The sequence below is a fragment of the Undibacterium sp. GrIS 1.2 genome, from assembly GCF_040544435.1.
Classification (GTDB): Bacteria; Pseudomonadota; Gammaproteobacteria; order Burkholderiales; family Burkholderiaceae_D; genus Undibacterium.
Map to the genome: position 1 here is coordinate 1 of NZ_JBEONP010000037.1, position 16011 is coordinate 16011.

Consider the following 16011-nt stretch of genomic DNA (forward strand, 5'->3'; position numbering starts at 1 on the left):
TGAAGACAAAATCACTAAAAAAGCATCATTTTATTTTTTAAAAATTCAACCTTTGCTGAAACGGCTCTGATTAAGGCTGTCATGCAAAGGTCTCAGGGAGTATATTTAATATTAGGTCTACACCAAGATTGCGCCTTCGATTTTTTGCTAAAACGAAGGCGCATTTTTTTTACTTTGCGTTGTTCTAGGTTGCTCTCTGCTGCCAATTAGTTGGTCTATTTGGGTCTATTCGGGTCTACTTTGGTCTATTCATGTCTGACTTAATCCAATCAATAGATTGCTTAATTCGCGTCAACGCTAGTTTCAGGGTTTTTAACGCGATCACTCGATCGATCACTTAATTCATCACTCAGTTCATCACTCAGTTCATCACCATCTGGCTTGAGCAAAGCTTACCAATCGCTGTACTATTAAGTGCTATTGCAAAAAAAGCCTCGTGCTTTAGTCTTTTGCCTCATATCGTTTATCCCAATTTCTAGGTTACTAATTTGTATAGTTATATCGCCATGGATATGTTTGTTCCCAATGAGGATGTTACTCATTGGGAGGAACAACTCCCACTTCTAAATGGCAGCCAACGCTTGACGATGTTGGTGGCATTAGCTTGGCAATTTCGCCAGCGCGATACTAACTATTCACTGCAACTGGCAGATCAGGCCGACCAACTGCTGGTCACTTTTTCTTCAGGGGATATTGATCGCCGCGAGTTAGCACGCTTACGGGCACGTTTGCTCTTAGTGCGAGCGGAGGCCAAATGGTTGATGGCCAAGTTTACAGAAGCTGAGCAAATAGTCGCTGATGCCTTCCGGATATTTTTAGCTATTGACAACGACGATGGAAAAAAAGGCTGCTGTGATGTGCATTACCTGCTCGCCTCAATCGCGCTGGCGCGGGGTGACAGAACGCTATTAGTCGCTGAACTGGAGCTGGCGACAATCGCTGCATTGGCCGCCAACGATGCTGAGCGCGAGGTGATGGCGCAGTCTTTTCTTGCGACGCAAACCGCCTTAAGCAACTTGACTCTAGCGCAGGAGCGCTGGGGTGACAGGTTTCAGTCAGCAATGCTGGATACGCGTCAGAATATTGTCGGCTGTGCCTGTGATTTTTTGAGTATAACCGCAGCGTTGTCTAGCGATTTCGGGCAAGCGATCACTTACGGCATCCAAGCCTATGGGAACGCGCTACAAACTGGCCAAATCCGTCGTGCAGTCATCTTAACGACGAATATCGGCGATGCTTTCAACAGCCTGAACGACCATCAAGCCGCATTACAGTGGATGCAGATCGGACACGATCTGGCGATGCCGACTAACTGGCCGGGCAGCGTTGGCAGTTGCCTGATGCAAATGGCAGAAACCATGCGGCGTCTGGGTCGTCTGGAGGCAGCCAAAGAATTGTTAAGCGATACCATCGCGATCCTGGCACCGATGTCAGAGTCGCGCATGTACATGATGGCGCTACGCTACCTGAGTGATTTATCGCTGGATTTGGGGGACTATCAACAGGCGCTGGACAGTTTTCGCTTGCTGCAAGAAAAAGCTGATGTCCGTGATCAGTTTGATTTTAGAATCGGTGCACGGCGCGGGCAAGCGCATGCCTTGTCGATGCTGGGTCAGCCCGCCGATGCGCTGGCGATTGCCGAGCAGGCACTCTTACTGGCGCGGCATAGCCAGGACAGTTATCGCCGGATAGACGTATTGCGGGTATTGGCCGCGATTCATATGCGGCATCACTTGCCGCCACCGCCTGACATGCAAGAGGCCAGCGCAGCACTGCATTATTTAAAGCGCGCATTAGATATTGCCAGCAATATCACTGGCTACACTATTTCTGGTGAACTGCTAGAAGAAGTAGCGGACGCCCAGGCAGAAATTGGTAATTTTGAAGATGCATTTGGGCTTGGCAGACTGGCTATCGCCGCGCGCGAAAAAATTCATAATCAAGAAGCCAGTAACCGTGCGACCGCCATGCAACTTAGTCACCAGACTGAGCGCATGCGCGCTGAAAGCGAACACTTGCGACAGTTGGCAGATGCTGAGGCAGAGCGCGCCGAAGTGCTGCGACAATCCAGCAAAATTCTGGAGCGCCTGGGGATGGTCGGTCAAGAGATCACCGGTAGTTTAGACGCCAATGCGGTCTTCCAGGCGCTCAACCGTCACGTCCACGGCCTGCTGCATGTCACCGCGTTTGTCATCTATATTATGGACGCCGATCAGCAAAGTATGACCTCCGCCTTTGGTGTAGAAAACGGTGAGCCGATTGCGCATGATACGGTATTGATGTCGAGCGAAATTTCGCACTCTGCACGCTGTATCAAAGAACGTAGCGAGATTCTGGTTGAGATATCGCCCGACGAAGACAATCCAGGTTTACTCCCTGGCACCGAACCGGTATTAAGCACATTATTTGCCCCGTTGATGAGTGCGGATAAGGTACTCGGCGTGATGACCATACAGTCCTCCAGACAACATGCGTATGGCGAAAGAGAGCGCATGATCTTTCGTACCCTCTGTGCTTATGGCGCGATTGCGCTTGCCAATGCAGATGCGTACCGGCGCCTGACCCAGACCCAAGAACACTTAGTGGCACAAGAAAAATTAGCCGCGCTAGGTGCCTTGGTGGCAGGTGTAGCGCATGAGTTAAATACCCCGATTGGCAATTGCCTGCTGGTGGCCAGCACCTTGCAAGACAACACGACTGATTTACTCAGTAAACTCAATCAGCAAAATTTGCGCCGCTCAGATTTAGTGGCGTTTTGTGAAGATGCCAAAACCTCTTCAGAGATCATGATGCGCGGTCTGAGCAGTGCCGCTACCTTGGTCAGCAGTTTTAAGCAAGTCGCCGTTGACCGCACCTCAGAGCAACGTCGTCCGTTTGAATTACATCAGGTATTACACGATATTATTGCGACCTTAAATATTCGTATCGGCCACGCTGGTCACACCATATTGTCGGACGTACCGCTGATGATACGGATGGATAGTTATCCGGGTTCTATAGGTCAGGTGATTACGAACTTAATTGAAAATTCTATTTTGCACGGCTTTGATCATGGCAAGCCTGGCATCATGCGTCTGGCAACATCACAACCAGATCCGCATCGGGTTTTAATCCATTTTTCTGATAATGGTGTCGGTATAGCGGAAGAGAATTTGAAGCGGATTTTTGATCCGTTTTTCACCACCAAGCTTGGGCAAGGCGGTAGCGGTTTGGGATTAAATATTTGCTACAACATCGTCACATCGATTTTACAAGGACAACTTACCGTCAAGAGCAAGCTGGGAGAAGGCTCAACTTTTTATCTGGATTTGCCATTGGTCGTACAAAAATAAATATTCGTGACAAGCTATGAAAAAATAAAGGGCTACGAAAAATCGTAGCCCTTTATTTTTATCGAATTCAAACTCAGTAGCGTTGTCGCTAAGCTGTTGCAACTAAGTTTGAACAAGGATCAGGCAAATTTGCCTGGCTTGCGTGGTGACTTTGAAGGCGATTTTGACGGTGCTTTGCCGCCATCTGCTGCGCGTCTAGGAGCTGCACTTGCTGACTTAAAGGCAGACTTAGATTCAGGCTTGTCTGCCGCATAAGCAGTTTTCTTCGCTGCCGGTTTTGGAAAAGTCTCCGGTCTGTCACCGCTTGCTTCGCTGATGTCTAACTGCTTGCCTGCGACCCACACGGTTTTCAGATGCTTTAAGATTTCTTTCGGCATGCCTTGTGGTAAATCGATCAGGCTGTAACTGTCAAAAATATCGATGCGGCCAATCAGCTTGGCTTCTACCCCAGATTCATTGGCGATGGCGCCGACAATATTGCTTGGTGTGACGGCATGCTCACGACCGACTTCAATCCGGTAGCTTTGCACGGGTAATTGCACTTTGGCCGGACGATCTTTTTTGGATTTGGCTGGACGATCTGCGGCATCACCAAAACGCTCGGCAAGATTCTCTTCTTTCTTATCGGCATAGGCTGCGCGCTCGACGGCAGCAGTGAGTTTGCTGTCGGGTGTTGCGCGTGGCTTAGTTAGTTTTTCATGCGTTGGCTTTTCATACGCTGGTTTTTCGTATGCTGCATTTGTGCTGTTGCCACTATTACCGCCAATGCCGCGATCAGCACTGATGCGTAATTGCTGACCTGCGACGCGAACCGATTTTAAATGATCTAACAAATCTTTCGGCAAATCTTCTGGCAAATCCAAGACACTGTAATCGTCATAGATTTCGATACGACCGATATGTTTAGAATCGATATTCGCTTCATTGGCAATCGCACCGACGATATTGCCGGGCTTTACGCCATGCGCATGGCCGACCTCGATACGGAAGGTTTTCATACCAGCATCGGCCGGACGTTCTACACGTTCTCTTGGCGCGAAACTTGGGCGTGCGGCTCTGTCGTTGCGGTCACCCCGGTCACCTCTATCGCCTCTATCAGAGCGATCGCTACGGTCACCCCGGTCATTACGCTCAAATTGATTGGTACGGCTTGCACGCTCGTTGTTCCAGGTATCGTCGCTGGCGGGACGCTTATTCTTATCGAGTAAAAGCGGTTCGTTACCACGAGCCATTTTTGCCAGAGCTGCTGCAATTTCTATCGCGGGTACATTATTTTCACGCTCGTAGTCTTCAATCACGGATTGGAATAAAGCCAAATCGCCGGAGGCCAGAGTCAGACTGATTTGTTCTTTAAAACGAGCAATCCGCACATCATTCACCGCCTGGATAGTCGGCAACTCTAATGGTGAAATTAACTGGCGGGTAGAACGCTCTATCGATTTCAATAAACCTTTTTCACGTGGGGTGATGAACAAAATTGCCTCACCGCTGCGGCCTGCGCGACCGGTACGACCAATACGATGGGTATAGCTTTCCGGATCATGTGGTACGTCGTAATTAATCACATGGCTGATACGCTCTACGTCCAGACCACGGGCGGCAACGTCGGTGGCGACCAGGATATCGATCTTGCCGTCTTTGAGTTGTTGAATCGTGCGTTCACGCTGCTGCTGCTGTACGTCACCGTTGATTGCGGCAACCGAGAAGCCTCTTGCTTCCAGCTTGCTTGCCAATTCTTCCGTACCCAATTTAGTACGCGAAAAAATGATCATGCCGTCAAAGGTTTCTGCCTCCAAAATACGGGTCAAGGCATCCAGCTTGTGCATGCCGCTAACCAGCCAATAACGCTGGCGGATATTGTCGGCGGTACCGGTTTTGGCAGCGACGGTAATCTCTGCCGGATTGTCCAGATAGGTCTGGGCAATGCGCTTAATCGCGGATGGCATCGTGGCGGAGAACAAGGCCGTCTGACGAGTTTCTGGTGTCTCTTGCAAAATACGCTCTACATCATCAATAAAACCCATGCGTAACATCTCATCGGCCTCATCCAATACCAAAGTTTTAAGCTTGGATAAATCCAGCGAACCCTTGTCCAGATGATCAATCACACGACCAGGTGTGCCAACCACCACATGCACGCCACGACGTAATGCCGATAATTGCGGGCCATAGCTCTGGCCGCCGTAAATTGGTAATACATGAAAACCCGGAATATGCGTGGCATAACGCTGGAAGGCTTCTGCCACCTGAATCGCCAATTCGCGGGTCGGTGCCAGCACCAAAGCTTGTGGCGTCGTTTGCTTGAAATCAATGCGCGACAAAATCGGCAGCGCAAACGCAGCGGTTTTACCGGTACCCGTCTGCGCCTGACCCAATACGTCACGATTTGCCAGCAGCGGCGGAATCGTCGCAGCCTGGATCGGTGATGGGGATTCGTAACCGACATCTTTTAAAGCGCGTAACAGCGGTTCGCTTAGATGCAAATCAGAAAATAAGGGGATTGGGGTATCGGACATAGTGCTCTCAGTTCTTATCAGGGCTAGCTCCGCGAATGCGCAGCCATATGAGGCGTAGTTTACTCTTTTGTGAGAGCGGCGGGGCTGAGTTTGTGTGGATGAGGGAGTATGGCTTGAATTGGTTTGAATTGATTTAAATAGATTTAGCCGATCAGATGGTCAATCAGTATGAGCAAATGTCAGCAAACATGACAAAAGTGCATGCGCCTCTATTCTGCTACTGCAGCGTTTCCGTAACGCTGCTTTACGCTGGTGATTACACCAGAAATACTACTCGAACTCCTCCCTAAATTAATACTCCCCTTACGTATATTTAAGTTGTCCATACATTTACTCGCATATAAGCCAATTTTTTAAAAAATTATGGGGAGTATATTCATATCAACCGATATCAGCATGGGAATCGATTTGTAAAATCACAAAATCAGATTGCAAACCCGAAAACTAGCACGCTAGATTCTGCACGGCATCGCTGAGTAGACAATATTTTGCTTAGACCTAAAAATAAGCTCAACTTTTCAGAAAACCGACCGATAAACCTAGTAATCCCTTATTCCGCCCTAAGCTAGAAAATTGCGTTTTGTAGGGACGAAGTTGCGTTAATGTAGCAAATGAAGTGGCGCATACAGCGGCACAAATCAGGTTTGTAGTATTTATTTAGTATTGGAAATGATATGAGTATCAGTCAAATAACAGGTAGCAGCAACGCCGTCTCCAGTGCGCCTGTGCCAGTGCCAGTGCTACAAACCGTTGCGCCTGCTGCAAAATCTGCAAATGCCACGACTGTCGCCGCGACCAGTAGCACCAACAATCAAGCCGCCTCCACCGCGCCGGTCAGCAGCGCGGAGCTGAAAAAATCGGTTGATGCGATTAATAACTTTATCAACTCTGATAATAGTGTCAATTTCAGTATTGATAATGACTCTGGAAAAGTCGTCATCAAAATCGTTGATTCTCAGACCAACACGGTGTTACGACAAATTCCGTCAGTGGAAGTATTGGCGGTGGCAAAAGATTTGGCTAAATTGCAGGGACTCTTAATCAACGATAAAGCGTAAACCAGTGCTAAACATCCGCCCCCTCACAAACGCTAGCTAGGATCAACGCTAGCACCAACGCCAGCCCAAACCTTGTCGGCTAAACCTACAACACAAAACCGACAACACTAAACAGTCTGCCACGCACAGGCTGGTTCAAAAGCTAATTTGCACCTAGCAACAACTCCCTCACCATCCTCTTCTGCCGTATTTTCTGTTGATTTTTGATTTGAGCTTAGAAAAAGCACTTATTCTTTGCTTGGACTTTTCTATTTTGATTGATAATTAAATCCAGATTTCCATTGAAATAGCGCATGCCGTCTAAGTTTTTGCGAAGTGGTAACAGCCTAATGGAAAATCTGGGTTAAAACTAAGTTCCGACCTCACAACTGAGAAAAAGCATGCAAAAGATGTCTGCAGATTCGCTTGATCTACCCGATTCGCTTGACCCTGCTGATCCGCTTGCGTGGCAAGAATTCCGTTCGCAAGCGCACCGCATGCTGGACGATATTTTGGGTTATGCAGAGCACATCCGCGATCGCCCGGTCTGGCAGCCAATTCCGGCAAAGACGCGTGAGCAGTTTCGGCAAAACTTGCCAGTGCACGGCAGCGAACTGACCGATGTACACCAAACGTTTATGCAAAATGTACTGCCCTATGCGGTGGGCAATACGCATCCCGGCTTTATGGGTTGGGTACATGGTGGTGGCACACCGGTCGGCACGGTGGCAGAAATGCTAGCCGCCGGACTCAACGCCAATCTCGGTGGCCGCGACCAGATACCGCTGGAAGTAGAACGCCAGGTTGTCCAGTGGATGCGCGAATTATTTAGCTTCCCAGATACCGCCAGCGGCTTATTTGTCACTGGTACCTCAATGGCAAATTTGATTGCGGTGCTCGTCGCCAGAACTGGTGTACTGGGCACGGAAATTCGCCATACCGGCATTTCTGCAAGCACTAAGCGTCTGGTTGCCTACACCTCTGCCGGGGCGCATGGTTGCATCGCGCAAGCTATGGATTTGTCTGGTCTTGGCATGAACGCTTTGCGACAAATACCGATGAATGCCGATTTTCAATGTGATGTTGCTGCGCTAAAAACCGCCATTGTAGCTGATCGCCAGGCCGGATTAACTCCGTTTTTTATTGCTGGTACTGCAGGTACCGTAGATGTTGGCGCGGTGGATGATTTAGCGGCACTGGCCGATCTCGCACAAAGCGAAAATCTTTGGTTCCACGTCGATGGTGCCTATGGTGCGCTGGCGATGTTGGCCCCCGATATTGCTCCGCAATTGGTGGGAATACAGCGCGCCGATTCGATCGCATTTGATTTTCACAAATGGGGGCAAGTGCCGTATGACGCCGGTTTTATTCTGGTGCGTGACGGTGCAGCGCACTACGATACCTTCGCCACGCCAGCCAGTTATTTGCGACGCGAAGCCAAAGGCATGGCGGCAGGTTCGCCCTGGCCTTGTGATTTTGGTCCTGATTTATCACGTGGATTCAGAGCACTTAAAACCTGGTTCACGATTCAAGTGTATGGCGCGGAACGACTAGGCCAGGTGATTTCTACCACCTGTAAATTAGCGCAGTATATGCGGCAGCAGATAGCAGCCAACCCGGCGCTAGAACTGCTAGCTCCGGTGTCGTTGAATATTGTTTGTTTTCGCTACCGTGGCACTGAGCTTGATCTCCATGTGGCAGACGGAAGCAATATCGACAAAAACAATATTGACCAGATTAATGCGAAGATTGTCGTCGCCATCCAGGAGTCCGGCATTGCAGCGCCTTCCACCACCATCATCAACGGCCAACTGGCCATCCGCGCAGCGATTGTTAATCATCGCACTCGTGAAATAGATGTCGATGCACTCATCACAGCAGCGATACGGTTTGGTAACTCACTTGCAGCATCTAACGCGAATTAATACCACTAAATACTCTCTAATTTTGAATCAGATCAGCGAAAAATTATGACCACTCCCGACACAGACAACGCAGCAAATGGAGCTGGCGCACCGGCGCCACAAGAGGACAGCCAACATACATTTATCGGTCTGGCACCGCTAATGCGATTAGCGTTTTCTGGCGTGGATTTAAAACCCTTTGGCGCGGAGTTGATCGAGTATGCAACCAAGCATCCGAATGACGGCAATGTGATGATGGACCTGGCGACGTTACTGCTATTGATTGGTCATAGTGAACCGGCATTAGCAACCCAAATGGAGGCGCTAAAAATACAGCAACTGTATTCTGTGCCGACTACGGCTGTTCCAAAAATCCGTTTACTGGCACTGATGGCCGCAGGTGATTTAATGGCGAATACGCCGCTAGAATTTTTATTAGAAAACGCCGATATCGCGCTGGATTTACTCTACGTCGGCGATGGTATCCCTGCCCTGCCCGCCTTGCCTGAGCATGATGTGATGTTTGTCGCGTTGGGTGAGTCGGATGATAACCACGCCCTGTTAGAAGCCTTAGAAAATATCGTCCAGGATTGGCCTCGACCTGTGCTGAACATGCCCGGACGGATTGCACATCTAGGACGCGACAATGCCTGTGCCTTATTACAATCGGCAGACGGCGTTGTGATGCCAACCTCAGTGCGAATAGACCGCAAAACTCTACGTAAGATCGCCAATGAAGAATTGACCATCACCAGTCTGCTACCCGATGGTGATTTCCCCATTATTGTGCGTCCAGTGGGATCGCATGCCGGTCAGGGCTTAGAAAAAATTACGTCTCCTAGCGCCATCGCCGATTATCTGATGGGTATGCTCAGCGATGAATTTTATATCGCTCGTTTTGTCGATTATCGTAGTGAGGATGGATTTTTTAGAAAATACAGAATCATGCTGATTGATGGTCAACCATTTATTTCTCACATGGGAATTTCTTCTCATTGGATGATCCATTATCTGAATGCAGGTATGGCGGACAGCCCGGAAAAACGAGCGGAAGAAGAACGCTTTATGGCCAGTTTTCAGTTTGATTTTGTGCCGCGTCATCAAGCTGCATTTAGAGCGATTAGCGAGCGCATAGGTCTGGATTATGTCGGCATTGATTGCGGAGAAACTAGCGACGGGCAGTTACTGATTTTTGAAGTGGATAGCGACATGATTGTGCATTCGATGGACCCGGTTGATTTGTATCCGTACAAACAGCCGCAGATGCAAAAATTGTTTACCGCGTTCCGGTCTATGGTTGCTAAAACTGCGGCGCTTGCGCCCCAGCAAAGTTCATGACCATCATGAATGCCCAATGAATGATTCCATCTATTGCCATTAAACCCAAGAATCTGGCAGCAGTTGCTGAACAGATTATTGCACCTGCCAAGTTGCCACCAACCGAGCAACTTTTGCGGGAGGGCGGCGATGCGCGGATTGCAATCGCAGTGGGGCAAGATGAGGATGGTAGTTCCAACAAATATGGCTGCCAATCGTCGCCCAATGATGCACTGCTGGCGTATGGCTCATCGACTGCGTCGACTATTTCTACCCACGCTTTTGCAGCGGCAAATAGCTTAAGGCAACGACTGCTTGCAGCAATAGATATTGAAACACTACAGAGTATTTACCAGCATGAACTTGATTGTGTACGCCAAGAATTAAATCACTTATGTGAGCTTGATAAAGTATCCGGTACCGATTTAATCTTTGCCGCTTCGGGTACCGATCTACATTTAATTGCAGCTCAGCTTGTTGCCCAACGAGCGCGGCAGAATAAAGAAACGAATAAAGAAAAGAATAAAGAAAAAAGCGAAGACCTCAGCAAAGCGGCATCGCTACTCGTAATCATGATGGAAGCGGAAGAAACCGGTAGCGGCGTGCCGATGGCAGTTGCGGGTCGGCACTTTAGTAACCGCTCTGCCTTGGGCGAATCGGTCACGGTCGGCGCTAATATTATTGCTAATGCTGTTACCGATGCTGTCGTAGAAACTGAAGCTCAGATTGAAGTCGTCACGGTGGCCATCCGCTTGTCCGACGGCACACCAAGAGCCATCGACGAGGTGGATGCCGAGGTTGCGTCCTTGGCCAACCATGGCGCAACGCGAGGTCAACAAGTCTTATTGACCTTGGTTGATGTCACCAAAACCGGAATGATAGCGCCCTCGATTGCCTGCGCACAGCAACTAAGCCACCGCTTGCCTGATACGGTGACGGTATTAGTGGATGCTTGCCAGTTCAGATTATCGAACGCGAGCTTGCATGGCTATTTGTTACATCATTTTATGGTGGCATTGACCGGCTCTAAATTTTTAACCGGGCCCACGTTTTCTGGTGTGCTGATGATCCCACCAGATATCGCACAAAGCTTACGCCGAATCAGCATGCCGCCTGCTTTGCGTGCCTATTCTTGTCGCGCAGACTGGCCGCAGGATTGGGCGGCGGCAGATGCGTTGGCACATGTGGCCAACTTTGGATTATTGCTGCGCTGGGAGGCGGCGCTGGAGGAGTTACGCGCATTTCGGGCGGTACCTGAGACAGCGATTGTCCAATTTTTAGAACAGTTCTCAGCGGCATTTGCAGGCTATCTGGAGAAGCATCCGGAGCTGCAAAGTGTGCCAGTACCGCGATTGGACAGACAAGCGTTGAATGGTGAAACAAGTTGGGATCAATACAAGACTATTTTCCCTTTTTTGCTATGTGCATCTGCAACGTCGGATCATCGCGACCATCCAACGCTATTGAGTCGGGAACAAACGATGCAGGTGTACCGACTGTTACTACCTGATTTGAGCGGGCGTTCTGATTTGGGATTTGGCGACGTGCCTGGTGGCGAATTTCTTGAAGAGTTTAGTAAAGTAGTGACATTACAATGCCAGCTTGGACAACCGGTTTTGTGCGGGCAACGGGCTGGATTGCCCGTCAGTGCTTTGCGCCTGTGCACCAGCGCCAGGTTGATTGTGGAAGCGACAGCCAATCACGGCCAACAAGCATCACAGGTCATTGCGAAGGCATTGGCGGTTTTGGATAAAACAATCGTATTGATCCAGCATGTCAGCCAGCGGAGTTAAATCAACTTGATTCAACGTCATTTTCGCCAAACACATAAGATACAAAATACATATACTCCCCATTATTTTTTATAAATAATGCTGATTGTCCAATAATTGACTGGATAATCTATATATACATACTACCAGTATAATAAAATACCTAGCTTAATCTGAGCAATATGATGAGCGTTTTCTACGCTGGCAAGGCTTCTGCAAACTCTTCGTTTAGCGGTATGACGGTGACATTGACTTGTAGTTCTTGACCGTTACCGCCCAGCACCAGGCCGCGCATCGGTGTGACATCGCTAAAATCCCGCCCCCAGCCCAGGGTGATATGTTCGCGCTGGACCAGGCAGTGGTTGGTAGGGTCGAAATCAATCCAGCCCAGTCCCGGGCAAAATAAAGATACCCAGGCATGAGATGCATCGGCACCGATCAGTCTTGCTTGTCCGGCAGGCGGGTGGGTGAGAATGTAGCCACTGATGTAGCGGGCTGGCAAACCCAGACTGCGCAAACAACCGATCATTAAATGCGCAAAATCCTGGCATACGCCACGCCGCCATTCCAGCAATTCTTCTAAGGTTGTGGAGATCTCAGTAGCTTGGTCGTCGAACTCAAAATCGTCAAAAATACGCCGCGTTAAATCCATTGCCGCATCCAGCAATGGTCTTCCCGGGGTAAAACTGACGCGCGCATATTGCGCCAACAAATCGCCACAGCTGATATGCGGCGAAGCATATAAATAGCGGCAAATTTCTAAGGTTGCCGGGCTGCGGACTTGCAGCATCATGTCACGTAAATGCTCCCACGCCATGGTACCTCTGATCTGACTAAGATCGCGGCGCGGGCTGAGCGCAACCACAGATTCTGCGTGTACCAGCAAGGTTTTATGCGGCACCGTAATCGTCACGTGACGGGTGCCGTTACCAAAATAATCAACACCATCGACACCGTCGTCTTCGCTTGGGTCCATCACGATCTGATGGAACTCTGTCTGTTGGTACGCAAAATCCCGCGGCGTCATGTGCAAAAACTGCTGAGATAAGGTGACCAGGCTTGGGTAGGTGTAACGGGTCTCATGCACTACACGGTAGCGCACTGGGGCACTATTATTGTCGACTAAAGTATTCATGCGGTCTGGGATCTTGGTTGCTGATCGCCGGTATAACTAAAAAATTGTGCGCTGACCTGTTCTGATATGGCTTCGCTGGCGATTTTGATGCGATATAAGAGGTCGATCAAATGTGCGTTACCGCAATACAAATCCGTCTCTGGCACCAACGCGATTAGCTCTTCTCTGATGGGGGCAAACTGTTCTGCACCGCAGGGACCATATGTGACGGCTAATTTTCTGAGGCTTTTTAAAATGCCGTCGACCTGGTACACAATAGAACGTGGATTGCTGTCATCCAGAACTAGCAAATCGAGTACAGGCAACCACTCTGGTTGCGACTGATAGCGGGCGTTGTAGCTGACGGTACTGTCTGATAATTCCAATACCCAATCAAGATCGCCGTTGACATCCATCACCAAGGCGCGTTGTAAAACGATGGTCTGAAATTGTAGTCGCTCCAGACGCCGGCCAACCGACATAAAACGCCAACCCAAATCACGGTTCATACCATCGAGGGCGAAGCCGACCATGGTCATAGAAGTGGCTGCGGCGTCATCCAGTATGCTCATGACTTCGGCTTGGGATAAGGTCTGTGGGCCTTGTTGTGTCTGCGCTTCGGTGCTGGCATTTCCTTCGCGTCCCTCAGTACGGTTAACACGTCCTTCGGTGCTAGCACGTTGCACCATACGATTGAGTGCTCGCCAGTTATCGACGGATAAACGCTCACGCAATTTACTGGCGATGTCGTACAGCTGTTGCTGTTGTCGTGCCAAGCCAGTCGCGTTTGGCGAGACCACGCCGAGCAGCATTTCGGCTTCGATCTCGGCATCCGTTAACACCATGTCTGCGGTGGGTTTTGGTGCCAGAGTTTGGTTTTGCGTTTGCGTTTGGTTTACAAACTGGCCCTGGCTTTGCGACTGACCCTGACCTTGAGATTGGCTTTGTGCCTGACTTTTTCCTTGGTCTTGAGCCAGCGTTTGGCTCAGTGCGTTAACTACTGTGGAGGTGACTCCCGGCTGCACTTCTTTGACTTTAGCTGGCTTGAGATTAATCAGTTGAAACCATGCACACAAGGCTTTCACCGCAGGCCATTCTGCACCGCGATCTTCTAACAAAATATTGAATAAAAAATTCAGCGACACACGCGTCAGACGAGCCACATTATCGCAACGCTCTGCATTACGACCAAACCAAAATAAGTTCTCGGCCATGCGGCTGGATAAATGTGTATCGTCACGAATCAGATCACGACTAGTGGTAGTGCGCTTTAATAAATGATGGGTGTCGATATGGGCATTGGCCTGCACCCAGGTGTCTTTACTACTGCCACCGCGCTGCATGGCAATCACGCGCGCATCGGGGCCAGTTGCCACGCGGGTCAAACCACCCGGCATGACAACATATCCTTTAGGTGTGGCGCAGGCATAGACCCGCAAGCCGACGGCGCTGGCGCTTAAGCTGTCTGGTGTGCCTAGCTTCCAGACTGGGGCTTGGGATAGCCGTACCAATTCTTGTGCTACATAATTTTTAGGATTGGCGCGCATTTTTGCGATAAATGCGGTACGCGCTTCGCCTTTCAGATCTTGTCCAAAGACAGGGAATTCACGCAACTGCGGGAAGCTCGGTTTGATCACCAACTGGTCGAGTCTAGTGATGGCTTCTTCCAGCGCAGCAGGTTCACCACACCACCAAGTGGCGACCGATGGCATCTTGAGCGGCGCGCCTAATAAGTGCTCACAAAGCGAGGGCAAAAAGCCGAGTAATGCACCCGATTCCAGCAAGTTAGAGCCCAAGCTATTGGCGATCAACACATTGCCACGGCGTGCGACCTCCGTGAGTCCGGCCACACCTAAGGCAGAGTCGGTACGTAGTTCTAAGGGGTCGCAAAAATCATCATCGACCCGGCGCATAATGACGTGCACCCTCTGCATACCAGACAAAGTTTTGAGCCAGACCATGCCATTGCGCACGGTCAGGTCGCTACCTTCGACCAGCGGCAAACCAAGATAGCGCGCCAGATAGGTTTGCTCATAATAAGTTTCGTTATACGGACCCGGTGTGAGCAGCACAATCAGTGGCGGTTCGCTGTCGCGCAGAGGTGCAGCATTCGGCGTATTGGCGGCGCACTGGCGTCCCCAGTGGGCGAGACTGTCGCGCATGGTACTAAAAAATCCTGCCAGATTTTGTACTTTCAGGTCCCGCAACAAATCAGGGAAAACCCGCGCCATCACGGCACGATTTTCTAAAGCATAACCGGCACCGGATGGCGCCTGGGTGCGGTCGCCCACCACCCACCAGCGGCCATTTGGCGCGCGGGCAATATCCACTGCATAAAAATGCAAAGCAACGCCATCTCGGTGACGCATGCCATGGCAAGGTCGTAAAAATCCGGCATGGCCATGAATTAATGCTGGCGGCAATAAACCTTGGGCGAGCAATTTTTGGTCGCCGTACACATCCAACAAAATGCGGTTGAGTAAAGTGGCGCGCTGGATAATTCCGGCCTCAATCCCTGCCCATTCGTCTTGCGGCAGTATCAGCGGAAGTGCGTTTAAATCCCAGGGGCGTTGCATGCCTTTGGCATCGGCATAGACGTTGTAAGTGACACCGTTTTCGCGTACCTGACGCTGCACTGTTTCGATGCGCTGACGCATCATATCGGGCGGCTCTGCCGATAAACTATCCAGCAAAATCCGCCAATGCGCGCGCGGCTGGTGGGTGATATCCAGCATTTCATCAAAACTACCTTGTGCTACAGGATAGTTCGCAAGCAGTTGACTCGACATAAGACTAATGATTTCTTTCAGAGATAAAGCGCAGACGGTATTGATCTGCACTTCCTTACTACTAAATTGCTCAATTACTTAATTACTGAATTACTTAGCTACTTAGATTACCTATTTGCTGATTTTGGCGAACCTTACCCAGCATCGACAATCCACAACGGATCTCTTTTTTTGAATAAGGAGGAGCAAAATTTGAGGTGCCGTGGATGCAGAAAATCATCTCTAAATTT

The 16011-nt window shown here is 49.7% G+C and carries 8 protein-coding genes; 5 read left to right on the top strand and 3 right to left on the bottom strand.

Features of this window, described 5'->3' with window-relative positions:
- Window positions 1-506: 506 nt before the first annotated feature.
- Window positions 507-3332, top strand: coding sequence for an ATP-binding protein (locus AAKU61_RS15515; RefSeq protein ID WP_354333690.1), 2826 nt, complete (start codon window positions 507-509; stop codon window positions 3330-3332).
- Window positions 3333-3451: 119 nt separating this feature from the next.
- On the opposite strand, the gene AAKU61_RS15520 is transcribed toward AAKU61_RS15515, so the two are convergent.
- A complete protein-coding gene (locus AAKU61_RS15520; protein WP_354333692.1) occupies window positions 3452-5848 on the bottom strand; it encodes a DEAD/DEAH box helicase in 2397 nt (798 codons plus the stop codon).
- A 674-nt stretch (window positions 5849-6522) separates the two neighbouring features.
- Here AAKU61_RS15520 and AAKU61_RS15525 point away from each other — a divergent pair.
- The 4 genes from AAKU61_RS15525 (at window position 6523) to AAKU61_RS15540 (ending at window position 11899) form a co-directional block, all read left to right on the top strand.
- Window positions 6523-6906: a flagellar protein FlaG gene (locus AAKU61_RS15525; protein WP_354333694.1), complete on the top strand. Its 384-nt coding sequence runs from the start codon at window positions 6523-6525 to the stop codon at window positions 6904-6906.
- Window positions 6907-7286: 380 nt separating this feature from the next.
- Window positions 7287-8810 (top strand): pyridoxal phosphate-dependent decarboxylase family protein, encoded by a 1524-nt coding sequence (locus AAKU61_RS15530; protein ID WP_354333696.1) that lies wholly within the window; start codon window positions 7287-7289, stop codon window positions 8808-8810.
- Between the two features lie 45 nt (window positions 8811-8855).
- Window positions 8856-10127 (top strand): ATP-grasp domain-containing protein, encoded by a 1272-nt coding sequence (locus AAKU61_RS15535; protein ID WP_354333698.1) that lies wholly within the window; start codon window positions 8856-8858, stop codon window positions 10125-10127.
- A 20-nt stretch (window positions 10128-10147) separates the two neighbouring features.
- The gene (locus AAKU61_RS15540; RefSeq protein ID WP_354333700.1) at window positions 10148-11899 is read left to right on the top strand and encodes a hypothetical protein; all 1752 of its coding nucleotides are present in this window, start codon (window positions 10148-10150) and stop codon (window positions 11897-11899) included.
- A 175-nt stretch (window positions 11900-12074) separates the two neighbouring features.
- Here the strand turns inward: AAKU61_RS15540 and AAKU61_RS15545 are convergent, their stop codons facing one another.
- Both AAKU61_RS15545 and AAKU61_RS15550 read right to left on the bottom strand, forming a co-directional pair.
- The gene (locus AAKU61_RS15545) at window positions 12075-13013 is read right to left on the bottom strand and encodes a transglutaminase family protein (RefSeq protein WP_354333702.1); all 939 of its coding nucleotides are present in this window, start codon (window positions 13011-13013) and stop codon (window positions 12075-12077) included.
- Window positions 13010-15781, bottom strand: a complete 2772-nt coding sequence (locus tag AAKU61_RS15550; protein ID WP_354333704.1) for a circularly permuted type 2 ATP-grasp protein — start codon at window positions 15779-15781, stop codon at window positions 13010-13012. Before AAKU61_RS15550 ends, AAKU61_RS15545 begins: the two co-directional genes overlap by 4 nt.
- Between the last annotated feature and the right edge of the window lie 230 nt (window positions 15782-16011).

Bases quoted from the DNA above. Each gene is read 5' to 3' on its own strand.
- AAKU61_RS15525 (WP_354333694.1), top strand. From the start codon at position 6,523: ATGAGTATCAGTCAAATAACAGGTAGCAGCAACGCCGTCTCCAGTGCG.
- AAKU61_RS15545 (WP_354333702.1), bottom strand. From the start codon at position 13,013: ATGAATACTTTAGTCGACAATAATAGTGCCCCAGTGCGCTACCGTGTA.
- AAKU61_RS15540 (WP_354333700.1), top strand. From the start codon at position 10,148: ATGATTCCATCTATTGCCATTAAACCCAAGAATCTGGCAGCAGTTGCT.
- AAKU61_RS15530 (WP_354333696.1), top strand. From the start codon at position 7,287: ATGCAAAAGATGTCTGCAGATTCGCTTGATCTACCCGATTCGCTTGAC.
- AAKU61_RS15520 (WP_354333692.1), bottom strand. From the start codon at position 5,848: ATGTCCGATACCCCAATCCCCTTATTTTCTGATTTGCATCTAAGCGAA.
- AAKU61_RS15550 (WP_354333704.1), bottom strand. From the start codon at position 15,781: ATGTCGAGTCAACTGCTTGCGAACTATCCTGTAGCACAAGGTAGTTTT.
- AAKU61_RS15535 (WP_354333698.1), top strand. From the start codon at position 8,856: ATGACCACTCCCGACACAGACAACGCAGCAAATGGAGCTGGCGCACCG.
- AAKU61_RS15515 (WP_354333690.1), top strand. From the start codon at position 507: ATGGATATGTTTGTTCCCAATGAGGATGTTACTCATTGGGAGGAACAA.